A 23,467-nucleotide genomic window follows, 5' to 3' on the forward strand; every position below is an offset into this window, starting at 1 on the left:
ATGCTGCTCTGGCTCGCTCATTATTTCCAGGACGACATTGGCCCATTGCGGGTCTTTAACTTCATCACGTTCCGCGCCGTCTTCGCCACCCTGACGGCGATCTTGATCGGCCTGTGCGCCGGTCCCGCCGTGATCCGCATGCTCACGCGCATGAAGGTTGGCCAGGCCGTGCGCACGGATGGCCCGCAAACGCATCTGAAAAAACACGGCACCCCTACCATGGGCGGTGTGCTGATCCTCATCGCCATCGGCATTTCCACCTTGCTGTGGGCCGACCTGTCGAACCGTTTCATCTGGCCCGTGCTGATCGTCACCTTGGGCTTTGGCGCCGTCGGCTGGGCCGACGACTACCGCAAGGTGGTGCACCAGGACCCGGAAGGCATGCGCTCGCGCGAAAAATACTTCTGGCAGTCGCTGATCGGCATCGCCGCCGCGTTTTACCTGGCGTTTTCCGTCTCCATCTCCGAGCCCAATGCCGGCCAGGTATGGAATCTGATCTACGCCTGGGTGCAGTCGGGCTTCGCCATGGACTTGCCGCCGAAGGCCGATCTGATCGTCCCCTTCTTCAAGACCATCAGCTATCCGCTGGGCGTGTGGGGCTTCATCGCGCTGACGTATTGCGTCATCGTCGGCACCAGCAACGCCGTCAATTTCACCGATGGACTTGACGGCCTGGCCATCATGCCGACCGTGATGGTGGGCACGGCCCTGGGCCTGTTCGCCTACCTGACCGGTAATGCCACGTATGCGCGCTACCTGTTCATCCCGCACATTCCGGGCGCCGGCGAACTGGTGATCTTCTGCGGCGCGCTGGCCGGTTCCGGCCTGGCCTTCCTTTGGTATAACACCCACCCCGCGAAAGTATTCATGGGCGACGTGGGCGCGCTGGCACTGGGCGGTGCACTGGGTACCATCGCCGTCATCGTGCGCCAGGAAATCGTCCTGTTCATCATGGGCGGCATCTTCGTTGTTGAAACGCTGTCCGTGATCATCCAGGTCGTCTGGTTCAAGTACACCAAGAAGCGCTTTGGCGTTGGCCGTCGCGTCTTCCTGATGGCGCCATTGCATCACCATTTTGAACAAAAAGGCTGGAAGGAGACGCAGGTTGTCGTGCGTTTCTGGATCATCACCATGATGCTGGTGCTGCTCGGCCTGACCACCTTGAAGCTGCGCTGATGATGTACGACGCTAAAACCGCACTGGTACTGGGCCTCGGGGAGTCAGGCCTGGCCATGGCCCTGTGGCTGGCCCGCAGTGGTGCGACCGTGCGCGTGGCCGACACAAGGGAGGCCCCGGAGCGCCTCGCCGCGTTGCGGGCCGCCGTACCGCAGGCGCAGTTCATCGCCGGCGCCTTCACGGCCGACTTGCTTGACGGCGTGGACTTTGTCACCGTCAGCCCAGGCCTCGCGCCGGGCCGCGAACTGGCGCAGATTGCGCCGGCCGCTACTGAGAAAAACATCCCCGTGTGGGGAGAAATCGAACTGTTCGCGCAGGCGTTGGCCGCCTTGAAGGCGGAACGTGGCTATGCGCCGAAAGTCATCGCCATCACGGGCACGAATGGCAAGACGACCGTCACCAGCCTGGTAGGCTTGCTGTGCGAACGCGCCGACCTTGCCACGCGCGTGGCCGGCAATATCAGCCCGGCCGCGCTGGACGTGCTGCGCGAAGTGCTCGATGCCGAGCCTGCGCCGCAGCCGGTGGATGCGGAAGCTGAAGTGGCTGAACCCGTCGCTAGCACCTTGCCGCAAGCGTGGATACTGGAATTATCCAGCTTCCAGTTGCACACGACGTTCAGCCTGCAGGCCGATGCGGCTACGGTCTTGAATCTGTCGCAGGACCATCTGGACTGGCATGGCGACATGGCCGCCTACGCCGCCGACAAGGCGCGCATCTTCGGCGACCAGACCGTGCGCATATTGAACCGCGACGATGCGGCCGTGATGCACATGGCTGACCCGTTGGTCGAGACCATCACCTTCGGCACGGGCGAACCGGCGGAAGTCGACAGCTTTGGCCTGGTCAATGAACGTGGCATCTTCTGGCTGGCGCAAGCTGTGCCCAGCGAAGAAGTCATCGAGAAAAAACGCAGGAAGAACGATCCGGCGCCGGAGCCGGTGCCGACGATGGCGAAAAAGCTGATGCCGGCCGACGCGCTGAAAATCCGCGGCCAGCACAACGCCTCGAATGCGCTGGCGGCGCTGGCCCTGTGCCGAGCCATCGGCCTGCCATTCGCGCCGCTGCTGCATGGTTTGCGCGAATACCAGGGCGAGCCGCATCGCGTGGAGCTGATCACGGCAGTGGGCGAGGTTGAATACTACGACGACAGCAAGGGCACGAATGTGGGCGCGACCGTGGCGGCCCTGTTCGGTCTGGGCAAGGCGTTTGGCGGCGCGGAACAGCGCCTGGTGCTGATCGCCGGCGGCGATGGCAAGGGGCAGGATTTCTCGCCGCTGGCCGAACCCGTATCGCGCTACGTGCGCGCCGTGGTGCTGATCGGACGCGATGCCCCGGCCTTGCGCGCGGCCCTCGAACCGGCCGGCGTGGACATCGTCGACTGCGCCACCTTGCCGGAAGCCGTCAAGCGCGCCAGCAGCCTGGCGCTGGCTGGCGATGCCGTGCTGCTGTCGCCCGCGTGCGCCAGCCTGGACATGTTCAAGAACTATGCGCATCGCGCGCAGGTGTTTGTCGACGCCGTGCGCGACATCGCCCTGGAAAACGGACAGGATATCTGATGGCTTTCCAACTGCCCTTCAGCTTTGGTTCCGGCTCGGCTGCCAAGCCGCTGGATAGCCGCGCGCGGCAATCGAAGATGATGGACTATGACAAGCCGCTGGTATGGGTCGTCCTGCTGCTCATGTTGCTGGGCATGGTGATGGTGTATTCGGCGTCGATCTCGCTGTCGGATGCACGCAAGTTTGCCGCCTACACGAACAATTATTTTGTCGTGCGCCAGGCGCTGTTCATCGGCGTGTCGATCATCGTCGGCGCGATGGTGTTCCGCATCCCGGTCGCCACCTGGCAAAAGATGGCGCCGTGGCTGTTCATCGGCACCCTGGTGCTGCTGGTGATGGTGCTGATACCTGGCCTGGGCGTGTCGGTCAACGGCGGCCGCCGCTGGCTGAACCTGCCGGGCCTGCGGCCGCAGCCGTCCGAGCTGATGAAGGTGGTGATGGTGCTGTATGCGGCCGATTACACGGTGCGCAAGCAGGAATACATGCACAAGCTGACCAAGGGCTTCATGCCGATGGCGCTGGCCGTCAGCTTCGTCGGCCTGCTGCTGCTGATGGAGCCCGATCTGGGCGCTTTCGGCGTGATCGTCTGCATCGCCATGGGCATTTTGTTTTTGGGCGGCGTCAACGCCATCTGGTTCGGCGGTATCGGCGCGATGCTGACGGCGATCTTCGTCACCATCATCGCCCTGTCAAAATTCCGCCGCGAGCGGTTTTTTGCGTATCTCGACCCGTGGCAGGAAGACAATGCCCTGAACAAGGCTTACCAGTTGACACACTCGCTGATCGCCTTCGGGCGCGGCGAACTGTTTGGCGTGGGATTGGGCGGCAGCGTGGAAAAACTGCATTACCTGCCCGAAGCCCACACGGACTTTTTGCTGGCCGTGATCGGCGAGGAGCTGGGCCTGGTGGGCGTGCTGGTCGTGATCGGCATGTTTTACTGGATTATCAAGCGGGCGTTCGACATCGGCCGCCAGGCGATCGCCATTGACCAAACCTTCGCGGGACTGACGGCGAAAGGCATCGCCATCTGGATCGGCGTGCAGACCTTCATCAACATGGGCGTTAACCTGGGCCTGCTGCCGACCAAGGGCCTGACCTTGCCCTTGATGAGTTATGGCGGCACGGGCGTACTGATTAACTGTATCGGCCTGGCGATTTTGCTGCGCATCGATTACGAAAACCGGATCCTCATGCGGGGAGGCCGGCTATGAACAACGCGACGAACTTGAAAACGACGAAAAGACTGATGATCATGGCGGCCGGTACCGGCGGCCATATTTTCCCTGGCCTGGCGATTGCGCAGACGATGCGCGCGCGCGGCTGGGAAGTGAGCTGGCTGGGCACGACTCACGGCATGGAGCAGGAGCTGGTGCCGAAGAGCGGCATTCCCATGGATGCCATCGCATTTTCCGGCATGCGCGGCAAGGGCTTGGCGCATACCATTCAAGGCGGCTTCAAGATGCTGGCGAGCTTTTTTGCCATCCGCCGTTTCATCGCCAGCCGCAAGCCGGACGTGGTGATGGGCATGGGCGGCTACGTCACTGTGCCTGGCGGCCTGATGGCGCGCCTGAAAGGCGTGCCGCTGGTGCTGGTCAATGCCGACGCGGCGCTGCTGTTGTCGAACAAGACCCTGGTGCCGCTGGCGCAGCAAGTGTGCTTCGGCTTTCCCGCCGATTTCGGCAGCGCCGCCGGCAAGGCCGTCGTGACGGGCAATCCGGTGCGCGCGGAAATCCTCGCCATGGAGCCGCCGGCGCCGCGCTTTGCGGGCCGCAGCGGCCCATTGCGCATCCTCGTGGTAGGTGGCAGCCTGGGTGCGAAAGCGCTGAACGACAGCCTGCCTGCCGCGCTGGCGCTGATGCCGGAAGGCGAGCGTCCGCTGGTCACGCACCAGTCGGGCAAGAAGAATATCGACGCCCTGCATGCCGCGTATGCGCAGGCGGGCGTGCAAGCCAATGTGGTCGACTTCATCGATGACATGGCCAAGGCGTATACCGAGGCCGACCTGGTGATTTGCCGCGCTGGCGCCATCACCCTGTCGGAATTGACGGCGGCCGGCGTGGCCAGCGTGCTCGTGCCGCTGGTGGCATCGACCACCAGTCACCAGCGCGACAACGCGCAATGGATGGCGAAACAAGGCGCGGCGATTCATCTGCCGCAGACGGAAATGAGTGCCGCGTCGCTGAGCGCGCTGCTGGCGTCGCTGAGCCGCGACACTTGCCAGCAGATGGCGCAGGCGGCACTGGCAGCAGGCAAGCGCGACGCCAATGAGGCGATCGCACACGTATTGGAAAAACTGGTATGAGGTTAGCTCTGTGAAGCATAAAGTAAACAATATCCACTTTGTCGGCATTGGCGGCAGCGGCATGAGCGGCATCGCCGAAGTGCTGGTCAACCTGGGCTACAAGGTGTCGGGCTCCGACCTGGGCAGCAATGCGGCGACGCAGCGCCTGGCGAGCCTGGGCGCGACCGTGATGCTCGGTCACGCGGCGGAAAATATCGGCGACGCCGATGCGGTGGTGACGTCGGGCGCCGTCCCGCAAGACAATCCGGAAGTGGCGGCCGCCCGTGCGCGCAAGATTCCGCTGGTGCCGCGCGCCGTGATGCTCGGCGAATTGATGCGCTTGAAACGCGGTATCGCGATCGCGGGCACGCATGGCAAGACGACGACGACCAGCCTGGTCGCTTCCGTGCTGGCGCAGGGTGGCCTCGATCCTACTTTTGTGATCGGCGGCCGCCTGACCAGCGCCGGCGCGAACGCCAAGCTGGGTTCGGGCGACTACCTGGTGGCAGAAGCCGATGAATCGGACGCCTCGTTCCTGAACCTGACGCCGATGATCGAAGTGATCACGAATATCGACGCCGATCACATGGACACCTACGAGCACGATTTCGAAAAGCTCAAGCAGGCCTTCGTGCAGTTCACGCACCGCTTGCCGTTCTATGGCCGTGCCATGCTGTGCATCGACGATCCGCACGTGCGTGCCATCATCCCGTCCGTCACCAAGCCGGTCACCACCTATGGTTTCGCGGAAGACGCGCAGGTGCGCGCCATCAACGCGCGCGCCGTAGGCCTGGAAATGCATTTCACCGTGCTGCAGGAAGGTTACCCGGACCTGGACGTGGTGCTGAACCAGCCCGGCATGCACAATGTGCAGAATGCCTGCTCGGCGATTGCCATCGCGCGCGAAATCGGCATCGCCGACAGCGCCACGCAGCAGGGCCTGGCCGAGTTTTCCGGCGTGGGCCGCCGCTTCACGCGCTATGGCGACGTGGCGCTGCCGAATGGCGGCACCTTTGCGCTGGTCGACGATTTTGGCCACCATCCAGTGGAAACGGAAGTGACCCTGGCCGCCGCGCGCGCCGCCTATCCGGGCCGCCGCCTGGTGCTGGCGTTCCAGCCGCACCGCTACAGCCGTACGCGCGACCTGTTCGAAGATTTCGTCAAGGTGCTGGGCGCACCCGACGTGCTGCTGCTGTCCGAAGTGTATGCGGCGGGAGAAGCGCCTATCGTCGCTGCCGACGGCCGTGCCCTGGCGCATGCGCTGCGCGCGCGCGGCAAGATCGAACCGATTTTCGTCGAGTCCATGACGGACATGGCCGACACCATCATGAGCGTGGCGCGCGACGGCGACGTCGTGCTGACCATGGGAGCCGGCTCGATCAGCGGCATCCCGAATCAACTGACAACGTATCAATCTCACACTGTAAAGGCCTGACGTGAACCAAGCTTCAGCTATCGACGTTAAACAATTGGGCAAGGTCGGCGTCCTGTTCGGCGGCCGTTCGGCCGAGCGCGAAGTGTCGCTGATGTCCGGCGCGGGCGTGCTGGCAGCCCTGAAAAGCCATGGCGTGGATGCGCATGGCTTCGATACGGGCGAACGCAGCCTGGCCGAATTGGCCGCTGAGCAATTTGATCGTGTCTTCATCGCGCTGCACGGCCGCTTCGGCGAAGACGGCAGCCTGCAGGGCGCGCTGGAACAGCTGGGCATTCCGTACACGGGCAGCGGCGTGATGGCTTGCTCGGTGGGCATGGACAAGGTCTACACCAAGATGATCTGGCTGATGCACCAGCTGCCGACGCCCAAGTACGCGGTGCTGGATGACAGTTCCGACCTGGCCAAGGTCGCCGCGGAACTGGGCTTGCCGCTGATCGTCAAGCCGCCGCATGAAGGCTCGAGCATCGGCATCACGACCGTCAACGAAGCGTCGGCCTTCCAGGCCGCCTACGACATCGCCGCCGGTCTCGATGATTCGGTGCTGGCCGAGGAATTCATCAAGGGCCGCGAGTTTACCGTCGCGATCCTGGGCAAGGGCGCCACGGCGCGCGCGCTGCCGCCGATTGAAATCGTCGCCCCGCAAGGCAATTACGACTACCAGAACAAGTATTTTACGGACGATACGCAGTATTTTTGCCCGCCGCAGCTCGATGGCGCGATCATCGCAGAGATGGAGCGCATCGCCCTTGCCGCCTACCGCGCGTTGGGCTGCGAAGGCTGGGGACGGGTCGACGTGCTGATGCGTGCGGCCGACAGCGCGTTGTTCCTGCTGGAGGTAAATACCTCGCCCGGCATGACGGGTCACTCGCTGGTGCCGATGGCGGCGCGCGCGGAGGGCACCAGCTATGAAGACCTGTGCCTGGAAATCGTCGCCGGCGCAAGCCTGAAAATGCACAAGGGACAGCGCTGATATGTGGCATGACGCTAAAAGCCTCAATACGACTGCCAACGGCTTGCTGGCCGCGGTTCTGGTCGTGTGCGTGGCCGCCGGCGTCTGGTGGGTGTCGCAGCGTCCCATGTTCGACCTGCGCACGATCAAGGTGGAAAGCGCGGACGACAAGGGCTTGCGCCACGTGAATTACCTGACCCTGCGCAGCGGCACTCTGGGCCGCATCAAGGGCAATTTCTTCACGACCAACCTGGAAAGCGTGCGCGGCGTGTTCGAATCTGTGCCCTGGGTGCGCCGCGCCAGCGTGCGGCGCGAGTGGCCGAACCAGCTGATCGTGGCGCTGGAAGAACACGAGGCGCTGGGCACGTGGGGCGAGGATGGACGCCTGCTGTCGGTCAAGGGCGATGTGTTCACTGCGAATGTGGCCGAAGCCGAGGATGACCATGAATTGCCCGCCTTCGCTGGCCCGGACGGCAGCGAGAAGGAAGTACTGGCCACGTATGTGCAGCTGGAAAAGTGGTTCGCGCCCCTGAAAATGGTGCCCGAATCGCTGTCGCTGTCGAGCCGCTATGCGTGGACCGTGAAACTGAACAACGGCATGAGCGTGGCGCTGGGACGCGAGCAGAATCACACGACCCTGAAGGCGCGGGTCGACCGGCTGGTGGGCATTTACCCGCAGCTGGCGAGCCGGCTGGAGAATATCGACACGATCGATATGCGCTACCAGAATGGCCTGGCGCTCAGTTCCGCAGGCCTGGTGATACCGGCCGAAGGCAAGGATGGACGGCCAGCGGCAATCAAGAAGAAAAATGGCAGTCCGATTAAAAAACCGACTTAACTTAATACTCAATTTAACAATAGCCCAAAAAACTAGGCGACAGAAATGACAAAAGACGCGAAAAACCTGATCGTCGGCCTCGACATCGGCACCTCGAAAGTGGTGGCGGTGGTAGCCGAAGTGATGTCCGACGGGCGCCACGAAGTGATCGGGCTGGGCCAGCACGAATCGAAGGGCCTGAAAAAAGGCGTGGTGGTCAATATCGAGGCCACGGTGGAGTCCATCCAGCGCGCGCTGGAAGAGGCCGAGCTGATGGCCGACTGCAAGATCCGCAATGTCTACGCGGGCATTGCGGGCAGCCATATCCGCAGCTTCAATTCCAGCGGCATGGTGGCCATCAAGGACAAGGAAGTGACGGCGACCGACGTGGCGCGCGTCATCGAGACGGCAAAAGCGGTTAACATTCCGACCGATCAGCAATTGCTGCACACGGTGCCGCAAGAGTTCATCGTCGACAGCCAGGAAGATGTGCGCGAGCCGATCGGCATGAGCGGCATCCGCCTGGAGGTGAAGGTGCATATCGTCACCGGCGCCGTGTCGGCAGTGCAGAACATCGTCAAGTGCGTGCGCCGCTGCGGCCTGGAAGTGTCGGACCTGATCCTGCAGCCGATGGCGTCCGCCGATGCGGTGCTCACGCCCGACGAGAAGGAACTGGGCGTGGTGCTGATCGACATCGGCGGCGGCACGACCGATGTGGCGGTATTCTCCGATGGCGCGATCCGCCATACGGCAGTCATTCCCATCGCCGGCGACCAGATCACCAACGACATCGCCATGGCCTTGCGTACCCCGACCGCGGAAGCGGAAGAAATCAAGATCCGCTATGGCGTGGCCAAGCAGGTCCTGGCCGATCCCGGCGAATCGCTGGAAGTGCCGGGCCTGGGCGACCGCGGCCCGCGCAACCTGTCGCGCCAGGCGCTGGCGGCAGTGATCGAGCCGCGCGTCGAGGAGCTGTTCGCCATGGTGCACCAGGTGGTGCGCGAATCCGGTTACGAAGGCGTGCTGTCGTCGGGCATTGTGCTCACGGGCGGCACTTCCATCATGCCCGGCATGGTGGAAATGGCGGAAGACATTTTCCTGAAACCGGCGCGCCTGGGCACGCCCGAGTATCGGGGCCAGCTGGCCGACGTGGTGCGCAGTCCGCGCTATGCCACGGTATTGGGCCTGCTGCTGGAAGCGAAGAAGCAATACCTGCGCGGCCACATCGTGACGCGTCAGGACGGCTCGGTGAAGGCAGTCTGGCAGCGCATGAAGGAATGGTTTTTAGGGAATTTTTAAGGGCATGACTTTCGCCCGGCAGTACAGGTTTTTTGGCAGCATCGCAGGTACACACACATAACTTTATTTTATATTTAACCGCAGTTTTCAATCTCCAGTTCTCCTACCAATATGAGGCCTGGCGCTTGGAAACCGCATCTGATAGGAGCACATCATGGAGTTCGATATGGTCGATAACACAGCTTTAGGTACCGTCATCAAGGTCGTCGGCGTCGGCGGTGCGGGTGGCAATGCAGTCCAACACATGATCAACAAAGGCATGTCGGGTGTGGAGTTCATTGCCGCCAACACCGACGCACAAGCCCTGTCGACATCGAAGGCCCATAACATCATCCAGATCGGCGATACGGGTCTGGGCGCTGGCATGAAGCCTGCCGTCGGCCGCCAGCTGGCCGAAGAATCGCGCACGCGCATCGCCGATTCGCTGCGCGGCGCGCACATGGTCTTCATCGCTGCCGGCATGGGCGGCGGTACGGGCACGGGCGCCGCTCCTATCGTGGCTGAAGTGGCCAAGGAACTGGGCGCGCTGACGGTGGCCGTGGTTTCCAAGCCATTCTCGTATGAAGGCCAGAAGTGCATGGACATCGCCGACGAAGGCCTGGAGCAGCTGTCCCTGCACGTCGATTCGCTGATCATCATCCTCAACGAAAAACTGGAAGAGATCTACGAAGACGAAAGCATGCTGGAATGGATGCAGCACGCCGATGATGTGCTCAACAACGCAGTGGCTGGCATTGCCGAGATCATCAACGTGCCGGGCCACATCAACGTCGACTTCAACGACGTGAAAACCATCATGGGCGAGCAGGGCAAGGCCATGATGGGCACGGCGACGGCGTCCGGCGTCGACCGCGCGCGCATCGCCGCGGAACAGGCTGTCGCTTCGCCGCTGTTAGATGGCATCGACCTGTCCGGCGCGCGCGGCGTGCTGGTCAACGTCACGGCCAGCCGTGGCTTGAAAGGTAAAGAGATCAAGGAAGTCATGGCCGCCGTGCGCGCGTTTGCCGCGCCGGATGCGTCGATCGCGCAAGGTATCGCCTACGACGACGCCATGGGCGACGACATCCGCGTTACCGTGGTGGCCACGGGCCTGGGCCGCGCAAAGAAAAACATCCAGCTGGTACCGCAGCAAGTGCTGCGCACCGGTACCCACAACAGCCCGTTGACTCCATCGGCTGCCATGGGTAGCGCGCAAGCGGCGACGACGACGGTTGGCGTGGCTACGCCGGCTGCTGGTTTCGACGGCATGAAAGCGCCGGCAGTATGGCGCCGCGAATCGGCTTCCGAGCAGGTGCGCGCGATGGAAAAGAATGGCATGGAGACGTACGATATTCCAGCCTTCCTGCGCAAACAAGCCGACTAATCACAGTGAAAAAAGCCCATGGCGGCGTTGCATAGCCTTGCCGTACAGTCGTACTGTCTTCGGCCATGCGCCTTGCCCTGCGCATTTTTCATGTGATTAGGTGACCGGAGGTGATCTGATGTCAGCAAACATGACGGCGGCCTGAGGGCCGCCGTTTTTTTATCTTTTTCTTGATGTCGGCCTTTGCCTTTCCTGCCACTTTCTGCACAAATACGGCAAGTCAGGCATACTATCGCGCAGTGTCGGCAGCATGCCGGCAGAACCAGATCACGGGCGCTGTCCGCTCCATGGAACGGGCGGCGCCTTCAACCGACAGTACACAAGGAGTCAACATGACCATCAAGATCGGCGACACCCTGCCAGAAGGCACCCTGGCTGAATTCATCGAAAGCGAAACCGAAGGCTGCGCACTGGGCCCGAACACGTTCAACGTGCAAGACTTGGTCAAGGGCAAGAAGATCGCCATCTTCGGCCTGCCAGGCGCCTACACCCCGACCTGCTCCGCACAGCATGTGCCAGGCTACGTCAAGCACGCCGCCGACCTGAAAGCCAAGGGCGTCGATGAAATCTGGTGCATCTCCGTCAACGACGCGTTCGTGATGGGCGCCTGGGGCCGCGACCAGAAAGCTACCGGCATCGTGCGCATGATGGCTGACGGCAATGCCGCCTACAGCAAGGCCCTGGGCCTGGACGCCGATTTTTCCAAGCACGGCATGGGCACGCGCTCGCAGCGCTACTCGCTGCTGGTCGACAATGGCGTCGTGACGCAATTGAACATCGAGCAAGGCGGCAAGTTTGAAGTGTCGAACGCGGAAACCTTGCTGGGCCAACTGGCTTAAGTCCCTGAGAAAAAGTCCATGGCGGCGTTGCACTGCCTTGGCGTACTACTCGTACTGCCTGCGGCAATGCGCCTTGCCCTGAACATTTTTCAGGGACTTGTCCTTTTTTGACGTAAAAACGGCGCCATCGGCGCCGTTTTTTTATTGTACCGACGGCTTGCGTGCCTCGAACATGGCCGCATCGATGCTGAACGAATAATCGTCCTGCAGCGCAAAATACTTGCGCGCTTCCTCGGGCGCGCCGTCGAACAGGTTGCGGATGGCCGCCACTCTTTCGCCTGGCGTGCGCATGCGGGCCACCCACTCGTCGAACTGCATGGTCAGTTTCCACACGCTGCGCAAGCTGTGCGTAAAACCCGCGTTGTCGAACTTGGCGCCCCATTCGCAGCTGCGGTAGTCGCGTACGTGGGATGCGTCGCGCAGCATTTCCACCGCCTGCAAGGTGCTGTCGTAGAGGGCCGTCTTGGGCGCGACGATGTCGACGACCAACAAGGTGCCGTTCGGGCGCAGCACGCGCCACGCTTCGGCCAGGGCTCCCGCCACATCGTTCCAGTGGTGCGCGGAAAAGCGCGTGACGACCATGTCGAAGCTGGCGTCGGCAAACGGCAGGCGGGCCACGTCGCCCTGTTGCGTGCTGATATTGTGCAAGCCGCGCTGCACCCTGGCGCAGTCGACCACGTCGAGCATGGGCTGCGCCAGGTCGTAGGCGACCACGGATTGCGCCACGGGGGCGATGGCAAAGCTGGCGTGGCCGGCGCCGCAGCCCAGGTCCAGGACGACGGGCTTGCCATGGCGGCGCGCGCATTCCTGCATCAGCACCAGGTCGGCACCTTGCGCGTGTACGGCGCTGCTCAGGTAGGCATTGGCCGTCTTGCCAAACTGTTCGGTAACGACATCGTGCTGCTGCATGGTTTTCTCCTGTGGATGGCTGAGTTCCTACAGAATAGGGATAAAATTATCCTGTAACAAGACCATAACTTATACTGGTATATCTACTACCATGCTTCCCCGTCATGTCGAACAAACTTGCTGAATTCATCCGCGCCCGGCGCGAGGCCGTCACCCCCGCCATGGCTGGCTTGCCCGGCGGCGGACGCCGGCGCACGCCCGGTTTGCGGCGCGAAGAGTTGGCGCAGCTGTGCGATGTCAGCCCCACCTGGCTGACGTGGCTGGAGCAGGGGCGGCCCGTGTCGGCGTCGGCCAAGATGCTGGCCCGCCTGGCGCAGGTGCTGCAGCTGAGCGCGGCCGAGCGCGCCTATCTGTTCGAGGTGGCAGACAAGCATGACCCCACCCATGGCGCAGGCGAGGGCGGGGGACCCGCCGCCGCCGAGTTGGCCGCCATCGTCGCCGCCATCGACGCGCCCGCGTATATCCTGGACCGCGCATGGAATGCCGTGGCGTGGAACGGGGCGGCGTCCATGTTGTTTACGGGCTGGCTGCACGGCGACGGGGACGCGCCGAACCAGTTGCGCTTCATGTTCCTGGAACCTGGTGCGCGCGATCTGGTCGTCGGCTGGCCCGAGCGGGCGCAGCGTCTGGTGGCGGAGTTTCGCGCCGATATCGGCCGGCAGGCGGACCAGGCGCCGCTGGCCGGCCTGATCGCCGAACTGGCCGATGCCAGCCTTGAATTTCGCCAGTGGTGGGGCGCGCAGCAGGTGCAGGGCCGCGATGGCGGCTTGCGCCAGTTCCGGCATGCGCAACAGGGCCTGCTTGCGTTCAATCAAGTGACCCTGCACCTGGCGCGCCAGCACGACTTGAAACTGGTGATGCTGTTGCCTGTGTCATAAGGTAAAACGGCCGCGCTTGTTATAATCGGGCTGACCGCCTGGCCCTGCCTATCCAGACCATGCTGTCCTGGCTCCGGCCGTCGCCATGATGACGGTCCCGCTCTTTCGCCAGGAGTCTGTCCTGATACCCCGCAATCCCAACCTGCGCAGCATCTATGTGATGCTGGTCGCCGTCGCCATGTTTTCCCTGATGGACACAGCCATGAAGCTGTTGTCCGCCCATTACCCGCCGATGCAGGTGACGGCCTTGCGCGCCCTGTCGTCATTGCCGCTCGTCTGCCTGTACCTGCTGTACCGTGGCGCCTTCAAGAACGTGCTGAAGGTGCGCTGGCCGCTGCACCTGTTGCGCGGCGTCCTGGGCGTGCTGATGATCACCCTGTTCGCCTACGGCCTGAAGCGCATGTCGCTGGCCGAGACGTATGCGCTGTTTTTCGTCGCTCCCTTGCTGATCACCGTCCTGTCGGTTTTTATTCTGAAGGAAAAAGTGGACTTCGCGCGCTGGTGCGCCATCGCCGTGGGTTTGCTGGGTGTGCTGGTGGCGCTGCGCCCCGACGGTTCGGGATTCTTTTCGGTCGCCGGGCTGGCCGTGCTGGGTTCGGCCGCCTGTTACGCCATTTCCGCCGTCACGGGCCGCATCCTCAGCCGCACAGATGCCAGCGAAAGTATGGTCTTCTGGCTGATGGTGATGATGGCCCTCGGCGGCGTGGCCCTGTCGGCGCACGAGTGGGTGAGCATCCGCCGCGAAGACTGGTGGCTGCTGGCGGGCTTGTCGCTGAGTGGCTTCCTGGGCCAACTGGCGATTACGGAAGCGTTTCGCCATGGCAAGGCGTCCAGCGTGGCGCCGTTCGAGTACTCGGCCCTGGCCTGGGGCATGGCCCTGGACTGGATGCTGTGGCGCGCCTTGCCCGACGAATACACCCTGATCGGTGCGGCCATCATCATCGGCAGCGGCATTTACCTCGTGCGCAGGGAGGCTGTCCACGCCGAGAGCGAGCATCCATGAGTAGCGGTTGTGGTATTTCTGGCGTGGGCCATGCCGCGCCGCAACGAAAATCCGGCAAATAGATATAATCGACAGATGTTAAAACAACGCACCATCAAACAACAGGTCCGCACCATCGGTGTCGGTTTGCACTCTGGCACCAAGGTGGAGCTGACTCTGCGTCCTGCCGCGATCGACACGGGCATCGTGTTTCGCCGCATCGACCTTGATCCCATCGTCGAGTTCCCCGCCAGCGCCATGGCCGTGGGCGATACGCGCATGGCTTCCGTGCTGATCAAGGATGGCGCCAGGGTTTCTACAGTGGAACATCTGATGTCGGCTGCGGCCGGCCTGGGCGTCGACAATATGTATATCGACGTGAATGCGGAAGAAATCCCCATCATGGACGGTTCCGCCTCGTCCTTCGTCTACCTGCTGCAGCAGGCTGGCGTGGAAGAGCAGCAAGCGCCAAAGAAATTTATCAAGGTCATCAAGCCCGTGGAAGTGCGTCACGGCAAGGGCGACGCGGAGAAATGGGCGCGCTTGTCGCCGTACGACGGTTTCAAGCTTGATTTCTTTATCGAATTCAATCACCCGGCCGTCGATGGCACGATGCAGCGCGCTTCCGTCGACTTCGGCGACGTGTCCTACGTGCACGATGTGGCGCGCGCGCGCACGTTTGGCTTCATGCAGGACGTGGAAAGCTTGCGCGGCATGGGTCTGGCGCGTGGCGGTTCGCTGGAAAACGCCATCGTGATGGACGAGTACCGCATCCTCAACGCCGATGGCTTGCGCTATGAAGACGAGTTCGTGCGCCACAAGATCCTGGACGCCATCGGCGACCTGTACCTGGTGGGCCACCCCTTGCTGGCCTATTACACGGCGCATAAGTCGGGCCATGCGCTGAACAACCAGCTGCTGCTGGCGCTGCTGGAGCAGCCGGAAGCGTATGAAATCGTTTCCTTCGATACCAACGAGGCGGCGCCGCAATCGTACCTGCGCCAGATGGAGCGCGAGTGGTCCTTGACCTGATCTGAGCGACACCTCATTAAACCTGCTGCGCGTCGGTATAGGCGGCCTGCGATGCTCACCGGCTCGGCGCCCCCGTACTTCGTACGGTTGCGCTTCTTGACCAGAACTAGACCCCCTCGCTACGGTTTTCTGAGGTGTCAAGACGCCGCATGGTGTTCTTAGTCTTTTGGTTCGCGGTGGTGGCGGACCATGTTTCGTAGTGCCGCGATCAACTGTTCGTTCTGCTTCGACGCCGGCAGGGCCGTGCTCAGCTCTTCCAGGGCCGACATGGCTTTTTCCGGCAAGACCAGCGCCCGCGTATGCACGATGGGCGCGATGCTCTTGATCACTTGCACTTTCAGCTTGATGCCTGAAATCTGCCAGCCTTTTCTTTCCAGTTCCCCTTGTAACTTTGGCAATTGCTGCTTGAGCTTGGCCGCCAGCGCCGCGTTCGGCGTGGCCAGCACCAGTTGGCCGCTCTCGAATTGCAGGATGTCGCAATGCTCGAACATGGCCGGCAATGCCTTGGCACAATCTTTTTGCAGGGCGGCCAGACGCGTGACGGTGGGCATCAGGGAAGCCATCGTCGCGTTGCCGCGCAGAAAATCGGTTGCGCCCGTGACGGCCGGGCCGGAACGGGCAAAGCCGTAGCCGCGGCGTTCTGCCTTCGAATAAGTGGGAGTTCGCATGGCCGAAACATAGCACACTCGCCCCCGCGTGACGAGTGCGGCGGCGGGTGCGGTGCAGGCGGGCGGACCGTATTGCCTTACAGTATGGAAAATGTCCGCAATTTCTGCCATTTGTTTGTCATTAAGCTATTGTTATATGGCGCATTACCCCAACCATGTCGGGAACGCATGATAAAATCATCGTCTTTTGCCATAGTCGAACTCCGTGCGGTGACGCGATTACTACCGCGTTGTTCCCTACCGAGCTTTTTTTAACGGCGTTTTTTCAAGAATTCAAGCATGTCATTACTGACCCAGATTTTCGGTAGCCGCAACCAGCGGCTGCTCAAGCAATACCAAAAAACGGTACGCGAGATCAATGCGCTCGAGCCGGCCATCGAAAAGCTGTCGGATGCCGAGCTGCAAGCGAAGACGCCTGCCTTCAAGGAACGCATCGCCGCCGGCGAATCGCTCGATGCCTTGTTGCCGGAAGCCTTTGCCGTCTGCCGCGAGGCCAGCAAGCGCGTCCTGCGCATGCGCCATTTCGATGTGCAGATGATCGGCGGCATGGTCTTGCATTTCGGCAAGATCGCGGAAATGGGCACGGGCGAGGGCAAGACCCTGATGGCAACCTTGCCAGCCTACCTGAATGCCTTGTCGGGCAAGGGCGTACATATCGTCACCGTCAATGATTACCTGGCGCAGCGCGATGCCGAGACCATGGGCCGCCTGTATGCATGGCTGGGTCTGTCGACTGGTGTAAACATGTCGCAGATGGAGCACAGCGCCAAGCAGCAGGCGTACAACTCCGACATCACGTATGGCACGAATAACGAATTCGGTTTCGACTTCTTGCGCGACAACATGGTCTACGAAGCGCGCGAGCGCGTGCAGCGCAGCCTGAACTTCGGCATCGTCGATGAAGTCGACTCGATCCTGATCGATGAAGCGCGTACGCCGCTGATCATTTCGGGCCAGGCCGAGAACCACACGGACCTGTATCACAAGATCAATGAAGTGCCTGCGCGCCTGACTTTGCAGATCGGCGAAGAAACGCCGGATGGCAAGGGCAAGGTTGAAGTGCCGGGCGACTATACCAAGGATGAAAAAGCGCACCAGGTGCTGCTGACGGAGGCCGGCCACGAAAAGGCCGAAGGCATCCTGATGGAGATGGGCCTGCTGCCGGAAGGCGCCTCGCTGTACGATTCGGCCAACATCACCCTCGTGCACCACCTGTATGCGGCCCTGCGCGCGCATGCGCTGTACTTCAAGGATCAGCACTATGTGGTGCAGAACAATGAAGTGGTGATCGTCGATGAATTCACGGGCCGTCTGATGACGGGCCGCCGCTGGTCCGATGGCTTGCACCAGGCCGTCGAAGCGAAAGAAGGCGTCAAGATCCAGAACGAGAACCAGACCCTGGCCTCGATCACCTTCCAGAACTACTTCCGCATGTACGCCAAGCTGGCCGGCATGACGGGTACGGCCGATACGGAAGCGTACGAATTCCAGGAAATCTACGGCCTGGAAACGGTTGTGATTCCGCAAAACCGTCCGCTGCAGCGCAAGGACCGTCAGGATCAGGTCTATAAATCGTCGGCGGAAAAGTACAACGCGATGTTGAACGACATCCGCGACTGCTACGAGCGCGGCCAGCCCGTGCTGGTGGGTACCACCTCGATCGAGAACTCGGAACTGTTGTCGGGCATCCTGACCAAGGCCGGTTTGCCGCATAACGTGCTGAACGCGAAACAGCATGCGCGCGAAGCGGAAATCATCGCCCAGGCAGGCCGTCCGAAAGCTATCACCATCGCCACCAACATGGCCGGTCGCGGTACGGACATCGTGTTGGGCGGTAACGTCGAGAACCAGATCAAGTTCATCGAAGCCAATGCTGAACTGAGCGACGCCGACAAGGCAGCCCAGTCGCAGACCTTGCGCGATGAATGGCAATCCCTGCACGACCACGTGGTCAATGCGGGCGGCTTGCATATCATCGGCACCGAACGCCACGAATCGCGCCGCGTTGACAATCAGCTGCGCGGCCGTGCCGGCCGCCAGGGTGATCCGGGTTCGTCGCGCTTCTACCTGTCGCTCGACGACGCGCTGCTGCGCATCTTCGCCGGCGACCGCGTGCGCGCCGTGATGGACCGTTTGAAAATGCCGGAAGGCGAACCGATCGAGGCAGGCATCGTCTCGCGTTCGATCGAATCGGCCCAGCGCAAGGTCGAAGCGCGCAACTTCGATATCCGCAAGCAATTGCTGGAATACGATGACGTCGCCAACGACCAGCGCAAGGTCATCTACCAGCAGCGTAACGAATTGCTGGAAACGACCGATATTTCCGACATGATCGCTTCCTTGCGTCATGGCGTGTTCACCGACCTGGTGCACGAGTACGTGCCGCATGAATCGGTGGAAGAGCAGTGGGATATCAAGGGCCTGGAAAATACCCTGGCGAGCGAATGGCAGCTGGACTTGCCGCTGCATGAAATGCTGGAAGCCGATTCGACCCTGACGGACGAAGAGATCCTGGAAAAAGTGCTGGCCGCGGCCGATGCCGTGTACCAGTCGAAGATCGATATCGTCGGCAAGGAATCGTTCGGCGGCTTCGAACGCAATGTCATGCTGCAAAGCGTGGACAGCCACTGGCGTGAACACCTGGCGGCGCTCGATCACCTGCGCCAGGGTATTCACCTGCGCGGTTATGCGCAGAAGAATCCGAAACAGGAATACAAGCGCGAAGCGTTTGAACTGTTTGGTCAGATGCTCGACATGATCAAGAACGACGTCACGAAACACGTGATGACGGTGCGTATCCAGTCGCGCGAAGAAGTCGATGCGGCCGAACAGGCGATGCAGCAGTCGCACGTGGAAAACGTGCACTACCAGCACGCCGAATTCGACCCGAACGCGGCGCCGGAAGAACTGCTGGCTCCTTCGGCCGGCGGCAATATGGACAACGTCGACGACATGAGCGTGAGCATGGGCGTCAAAGTGGGCCGTAACGACCCATGCCCTTGCGGCAGCGGCAAGAAGTACAAGGCTTGCCACGGCAAGCTGGCGTAAAGTCCGCTGCATGGCCTGAACAAGAACGGAGACCGCGGTCTCCGTTTTTTTATGTCCGGCATGCCTTGCCCGCTCCCTGCTCAGGGAAAGGCCCAGTATTGCGGCGCCTGCGAGGGAATGCCCTTCAAGCCGCCGCGGTTCTTTGCCCGTTGCCCCGTCTTGATCATGGTGGCGATATCGGTCAGCAAGACGCGGTTGCTGGCGAAGTAATCGTGCCCCATGAAGTTCATGATGACGGCCGATGCATCGACGAGCTCCATGCCGGGAATGCCGACGACGGGGCCGCGGATGTCGCCTATCCTGTCCCAGTCGGCAAAATTGTAGGAAGCGCGGATGGCCTTGTCGTTCGCGGACGCGTACAGGGTGGCGGAGAGCTTGAGGCTGGCAAAGCGGGGGGCGATCTGGTCGCGGAAGACATCGGCATTGATGTCCGGCGCCGCCAGCACCACCTGCTTGAACAGGGGCAGCAGGTCGGGGCGCTTTTCCAGCAGGTTGGCCAGGGCCACGGTCATCGGACGGTTGCCCATGCTGTGGGCGATGAGGTAGATATCGGTGGCCGAGGAGTGCTCCGCGAAATCGGCCAGGAATGCCTGCAGGTGCGCCTGCGTCCATTCGGCGGAATTCTGGTCGTATTCGTAGCCGGCCATCGAGCCTTTCGATGGCCAGCTGTAGAACACGGGCAGGGCGCCGATATCGAGGTCGATGGCCATCTGCGCCGTGCGCCGGGCAGCGTCGTCAAAGGAATTGCTGTAACCGTGGATATAGATGAAGGCGGCGCGGCGTTCCGGTGCGGCTTGAATGCTTGCCTTGACGGTGGCGAGGAAATCCGCGTGCGACAGGCGCGTGGTTCCCTTGATCAGCACATATTTTTGCGCATCGTCGCCGGACAGGATGTCGTACCAGGGCGGCAGCGGCAGTTCGCCCGGCGCTCTTTTTTCAGGGATGCTGATGAGGACGCTGCCGTAACTCAGGTGGGGCGCGGCGCGGTTGGGCTGCCAGCCATAGCTGCGGCTGCTGGCCTGGTATTGCCTGTCGGTGGCGTAGTACACGGTGACGTGCACGGCGCCGGCCGGCGGTGGATCGTTACCAGGCTTGGCCATGCCGCTGCTGCCTGTGAGCATGCCGCTGCTGCCGGCCAGGTTGCCCAGGTTGCCGACCAAGCCGCCGATGCCTGACCATGAGCTGCTCCATGGGAAGGTTGGCGGTGGCCGTCCCACCCCGGTCGTGGGTGGAAATTCGGCTGCTGGCGGCGTTTCAGCGGCCGGCGGTGCTGTGGATGCCAGATCGGTGGCGTGGCCGATGGCATGATCGGCCGGTTCGCCTGGCAGCGTACAGGCCGTCAACGAGGCCAGCAGGCAAAACAGGCAGCATAAACACCATAGACGCAACGGGCATGGCGAGCCTGAATCGCTGCGATGCATGCGGTAGGATTTTCCATGCGCCATGACATCCCCTCCCCGGGCGCTTGTGCGAGACGCGTGATCGTCTGTTCCTATACCTTAGCGCCGCCGGGCGGCGGCGTTCTGATAAATCGCAAGCCTGGTCATGTTGCCGACCCGCTTCGCGACTGCCCTGGCCGGCGCGACGATTCCCTTGTCGCATGTTCACCTGCGCCGCGAAGGCGCTACAATAGCGCTTCCCTTTTCCCTCGCAGAAGAAATCACCATGGCCGTCAATTCCCCCAAGCCCGTCGCCGCCGACTTGAAAGCCGTCGCCGGCATTGAAATCGGTGTTGCCGAAGCCGGCATCAAGAAACCCAACCGCAAGGATTTGCTGGTATTGAAACTGGCGCCGACGGCCACTGTGGCCGGCGTGTTCACCTTGAACCGCTTCTGCGCCGCGCCCGTGCAAATCTCGAAGGCCAACCTGGCCGCCGTGACGGCCGGCGCCGCGCCGATCCGCGCGCTGCTGGTCAATACGGGCAACGCGAATGCGGGCACGGGCGAATCGGGCCTGGCCGACGCGCAGGCCAGCTGCGCCGCGCTGGCCGAGCTGCTGGGCTGCACGCCGCAGCAAATCCTGCCGTTTTCCACCGGCGTGATCCTCGAACCCTTGCCCGTGCAGCGCCTGGTCGCCGGCTTGCCGCAAGCTGTGGCCGCACTGACGCCGGACAACTGGTTCTCGGCCGCCGAAGCCATCATGACCACCGACACGCAGCCGAAAGCCGGCTCGCGCACCGTCACCATCGGCGATCACGCGGTCACCCTGACGGGCATCAGCAAGGGCGCCGGCATGATCAAGCCGAACATGGCCACCATGCTGGGTTTCCTCGCGTTTGACGCCACCGTGGCGCAACCGGTGCTGGACCAGCTGGTGAAACAGGCGGCCGACAAATCGTTCAACTGCATCACCATCGACGGCGACACGTCCACCAATGACTCGTTCATGCTGGTAGCGACGGGCGCCGGCAGCCTGGTCATCGATTCCATCGATTCGCCGCACTATGCGCAGCTGGCCGCCGCCGTGACCGAACTGTCTACTTTTCTCGCGCAAGCCATCGTGCGCGATGGCGAAGGCGCCACCAAGTTCATGACCGTGACCGTGGAAGACGGCCGCAACGTGGAAGAGTGCCGCAAGATCGCCTATTCCATCGCCCATTCGCCGTTGGTGAAAACGGCATTCTTTGCCTCCGACCCGAACTTGGGCCGCATCCTGGCCGCCATCGGCTACGCGGGCGTGGACGACCTTGATGTGGGTCAATTGAACCTGTATCTGGACGACGTGTGGGTGGCCAAGAACGGCGGCCGCAACCCGGACTACCAGGAACAGGATGGCCAGCGCGTGATGCAGCAAAGCGAAATCACCATCCGCGTGAAACTGGCGCGCGGCGATGCCACGGCCACCCTGTGGACGTGCGATTTGTCGCATGACTACGTGTCGATCAACGCCGACTACCGCTCATGACCGGCCTCGATCAATTCCTGATCCGCGCCGAACGGGTATTGGCGCGCCTCGAGTCGATCTTGCCGCCGGCCTTGCCGGCGACGGACTGGAACAGCTTTGCCTTCCGCTGGCGCCGGCGCCAGGGCGCGGCCAGCCATCTGCAGGCCGTGGCCCACGTGTCGTCCATCGCCTTGGATGACTTGCACAATATCGGCACGCAAAAGGCGCAGATCGAGCAAAATACGCGCCAGTTCGTCAGCGGACGCCCCGCCAACAACGTACTGTTGACGGGCGCGCGTGGCACGGGCAAGTCGTCGCTGATCAAGGCATGCCTGAACCAGTTCGCCGATCAAGGCCTGCGCCTGATCGAAGTGGACAAGGCGGATCTTGCCGACTTGCCCGACATCGTCGACCTGGTGGCGGCACGCCCCGAGCGCTTCATCATCTTTTGCGACGACCTGTCGTTCGAAGAGGGCGAGAGCGGCTACAAGGCGCTGAAAGTGGCGCTCGACGGCAGCATCGCCGCGCAATCGGACAATGTGCTGATCTATGCCACGTCGAACCGCCGTCACCTGATGCCGGAACGCATGTCCGACAACAGCAGCTACAAGACGGACGACGACGGCGATTTGCATCCGGGCGAGACGGTGGAAGAGAAAATCTCGCTGTCCGAGCGCTTCGGCCTGTGGCTGTCGTTCTACCCGTTCAAGCAGGATGACTATCTCGATATCGCGGCGCACTGGCTCGCTTCGTTCGGCTGCACGCCGGAACAGATCGCGCAGGCGCGCGGCGACGCCCTGCGCTGGGCCTTGCAGCGCGGTTCCCGTTCGGGCCGGGTGGCGTGGCAATTCGCGCGCGACTATGCTGGGAAACTACCTGCGGGAAAGTTGCCGCAATGAGCGAAGTGAAAGTCACACCAGTGGATGTCGCCGTCGGCATCCTGATGAAGCCGAATGGCGACGTGTTGCTGGGCCAGCGCCCGGCTGGCAAGCCGTATGATGGCTATTGGGAGTTTCCTGGCGGCAAAGTCGAACCGGGCGAAGCCATTTTTGACGCCTTGAAACGCGAGTTTGTCGAGGAACTGGGTTTATATATCGACAGTGCCGAGGCTTGGTGCGGCGTCGAATACGTGTATCCGCATGCCCATGTGCGCCTGCATTTCTATATCAGCCGCGAGTGGCGGGGCGAGCCGCAAAGCCTGGAAGGGCAGGCGTTCGCCTGGCAGGGCACGGTCGGCGTGGAACCCTTGCTGCCGGCCACCATTCCCTTGCTGGAATGGCTCGACGAGGTACGCCGGGAATCGCTGGCGCTTGCCTGATTGACACTTGTGCCAGCGGGCAGCACCACGCTGC

The 23,467-nt window shown here is 62.2% G+C and carries 20 protein-coding genes; 17 read left to right on the forward strand and 3 right to left on the reverse strand.

All coding sequences use genetic code 11. The features are described from left to right. The 10 genes from mraY (at position 1) to OX459_RS24450 (ending at position 11,715) form a co-directional block, all read left to right on the forward strand. Complete coding sequence (gene mraY / locus OX459_RS24405) at positions 1-1,176, forward strand: phospho-N-acetylmuramoyl-pentapeptide-transferase (protein WP_077399841.1); 1,176 nt, start codon at positions 1-3, stop codon at positions 1,174-1,176. After that, the gene (gene murD, locus OX459_RS24410) at positions 1,176-2,732 is read left to right on the forward strand and encodes a UDP-N-acetylmuramoyl-L-alanine--D-glutamate ligase (protein WP_289906879.1); all 1,557 of its coding nucleotides are present in this window, start codon (positions 1,176-1,178) and stop codon (positions 2,730-2,732) included. Before mraY ends, murD begins: the two co-directional genes overlap by 1 nt. After that, the gene (gene ftsW, locus OX459_RS24415) at positions 2,732-3,943 is read left to right on the forward strand and encodes a putative lipid II flippase FtsW (RefSeq protein WP_289900367.1); all 1,212 of its coding nucleotides are present in this window, start codon (positions 2,732-2,734) and stop codon (positions 3,941-3,943) included. Before murD ends, ftsW begins: the two co-directional genes overlap by 1 nt. Then, complete coding sequence (gene murG / locus OX459_RS24420) at positions 3,940-5,034, forward strand: undecaprenyldiphospho-muramoylpentapeptide beta-N-acetylglucosaminyltransferase (RefSeq protein ID WP_289906880.1); 1,095 nt, start codon at positions 3,940-3,942, stop codon at positions 5,032-5,034. The genes ftsW and murG overlap by 4 nt, the downstream gene beginning before the upstream one ends. A gap of 10 nt (positions 5,035-5,044) precedes the next feature. Further along, on the forward strand, positions 5,045-6,448 hold the full coding sequence (murC, locus tag OX459_RS24425) for a UDP-N-acetylmuramate--L-alanine ligase (RefSeq protein WP_070222485.1): 1,404 nt from the start codon (positions 5,045-5,047) through the stop codon (positions 6,446-6,448). A 1-nt stretch (position 6,449) separates the two neighbouring features. Beyond that, complete coding sequence (locus OX459_RS24430; RefSeq protein WP_289906882.1) at positions 6,450-7,418, forward strand: D-alanine--D-alanine ligase; 969 nt, start codon at positions 6,450-6,452, stop codon at positions 7,416-7,418. A 1-nt stretch (position 7,419) separates the two neighbouring features. Then, positions 7,420-8,235 carry a cell division protein FtsQ/DivIB gene (locus tag OX459_RS24435; protein ID WP_289906883.1) on the forward strand — a complete coding sequence of 272 codons (816 nt, stop codon included), beginning with the start codon at positions 7,420-7,422 and terminating at the stop codon, positions 8,233-8,235. Positions 8,236-8,280: 45 nt separating this feature from the next. After that, positions 8,281-9,513, forward strand: a complete 1,233-nt coding sequence (ftsA, locus tag OX459_RS24440; RefSeq protein WP_010394955.1) for a cell division protein FtsA — start codon at positions 8,281-8,283, stop codon at positions 9,511-9,513. A gap of 154 nt (positions 9,514-9,667) precedes the next feature. Beyond that, entirely contained in the window at positions 9,668-10,876 is a 1,209-nt protein-coding gene (gene ftsZ, locus OX459_RS24445; RefSeq protein WP_034748865.1) for a cell division protein FtsZ, read from the forward strand. A gap of 332 nt (positions 10,877-11,208) precedes the next feature. Then, a complete protein-coding gene (locus OX459_RS24450) occupies positions 11,209-11,715 on the forward strand; it encodes a peroxiredoxin (protein WP_251351079.1) in 507 nt (168 codons plus the stop codon). Positions 11,716-11,856: 141 nt separating this feature from the next. On the opposite strand, the gene OX459_RS24455 is transcribed toward OX459_RS24450, so the two are convergent. Further along, positions 11,857-12,624, reverse strand: a complete 768-nt coding sequence (locus OX459_RS24455) for a class I SAM-dependent methyltransferase (protein ID WP_289906884.1) — start codon at positions 12,622-12,624, stop codon at positions 11,857-11,859. A 104-nt stretch (positions 12,625-12,728) separates the two neighbouring features. On the opposite strand from OX459_RS24455, the gene OX459_RS24460 reads away from it, so the two are divergent. The 3 genes from OX459_RS24460 to lpxC all read left to right on the forward strand — a co-directional run bounded on the left by OX459_RS24460 (position 12,729) and on the right by lpxC (position 15,516). Next, entirely contained in the window at positions 12,729-13,502 is a 774-nt protein-coding gene (locus tag OX459_RS24460) for a helix-turn-helix transcriptional regulator (RefSeq protein WP_289906885.1), read from the forward strand. Between the two features lie 160 nt (positions 13,503-13,662). Then, on the forward strand, positions 13,663-14,505 hold the full coding sequence (locus OX459_RS24465; protein WP_099668227.1) for a DMT family transporter: 843 nt from the start codon (positions 13,663-13,665) through the stop codon (positions 14,503-14,505). A gap of 75 nt (positions 14,506-14,580) precedes the next feature. Further along, positions 14,581-15,516 (forward strand): UDP-3-O-acyl-N-acetylglucosamine deacetylase, encoded by a 936-nt coding sequence (lpxC, locus tag OX459_RS24470; protein WP_141171802.1) that lies wholly within the window; start codon positions 14,581-14,583, stop codon positions 15,514-15,516. Positions 15,517-15,674: 158 nt separating this feature from the next. Here the strand turns inward: lpxC and OX459_RS24475 are convergent, their stop codons facing one another. After that, entirely contained in the window at positions 15,675-16,184 is a 510-nt protein-coding gene (locus OX459_RS24475) for a DciA family protein (RefSeq protein ID WP_289906886.1), read from the reverse strand. A gap of 279 nt (positions 16,185-16,463) precedes the next feature. Here OX459_RS24475 and secA point away from each other — a divergent pair, with 279 nt between their 5' ends. Beyond that, a complete protein-coding gene (secA, locus tag OX459_RS24480; RefSeq protein ID WP_289906887.1) occupies positions 16,464-19,232 on the forward strand; it encodes a preprotein translocase subunit SecA in 2,769 nt (922 codons plus the stop codon). An 80-nt stretch (positions 19,233-19,312) separates the two neighbouring features. Here secA and OX459_RS24485 read toward each other — a convergent pair whose 3' ends face one another. Continuing rightward, a complete protein-coding gene (locus OX459_RS24485) occupies positions 19,313-20,653 on the reverse strand; it encodes an alpha/beta hydrolase (protein WP_289906888.1) in 1,341 nt (446 codons plus the stop codon). Between the two features lie 244 nt (positions 20,654-20,897). Between OX459_RS24485 and argJ the strand changes: the two genes are divergently transcribed. From argJ to OX459_RS24500, 3 genes are read left to right on the forward strand one after another with little or no spacing between them, the layout of a single operon-like run. After that, the gene (argJ, locus tag OX459_RS24490) at positions 20,898-22,136 is read left to right on the forward strand and encodes a bifunctional glutamate N-acetyltransferase/amino-acid acetyltransferase ArgJ (protein WP_289906889.1); all 1,239 of its coding nucleotides are present in this window, start codon (positions 20,898-20,900) and stop codon (positions 22,134-22,136) included. After that, positions 22,133-23,014: an ATP-binding protein gene (locus OX459_RS24495; protein ID WP_289906890.1), complete on the forward strand. Its 882-nt coding sequence runs from the start codon at positions 22,133-22,135 to the stop codon at positions 23,012-23,014. The genes argJ and OX459_RS24495 overlap by 4 nt, the downstream gene beginning before the upstream one ends. Next, positions 23,011-23,433 carry an NUDIX domain-containing protein gene (locus tag OX459_RS24500; protein WP_099665419.1) on the forward strand — a complete coding sequence of 141 codons (423 nt, stop codon included), beginning with the start codon at positions 23,011-23,013 and terminating at the stop codon, positions 23,431-23,433. Before OX459_RS24495 ends, OX459_RS24500 begins: the two co-directional genes overlap by 4 nt. Positions 23,434-23,467 lie beyond the last annotated feature (34 nt).

Origin of the sequence: Janthinobacterium sp. SUN026 (genome assembly GCF_030397625.1) — a bacterium.
Lineage (GTDB): Bacteria > Pseudomonadota > Gammaproteobacteria > Burkholderiales > Burkholderiaceae_D > Janthinobacterium > Janthinobacterium kumbetense.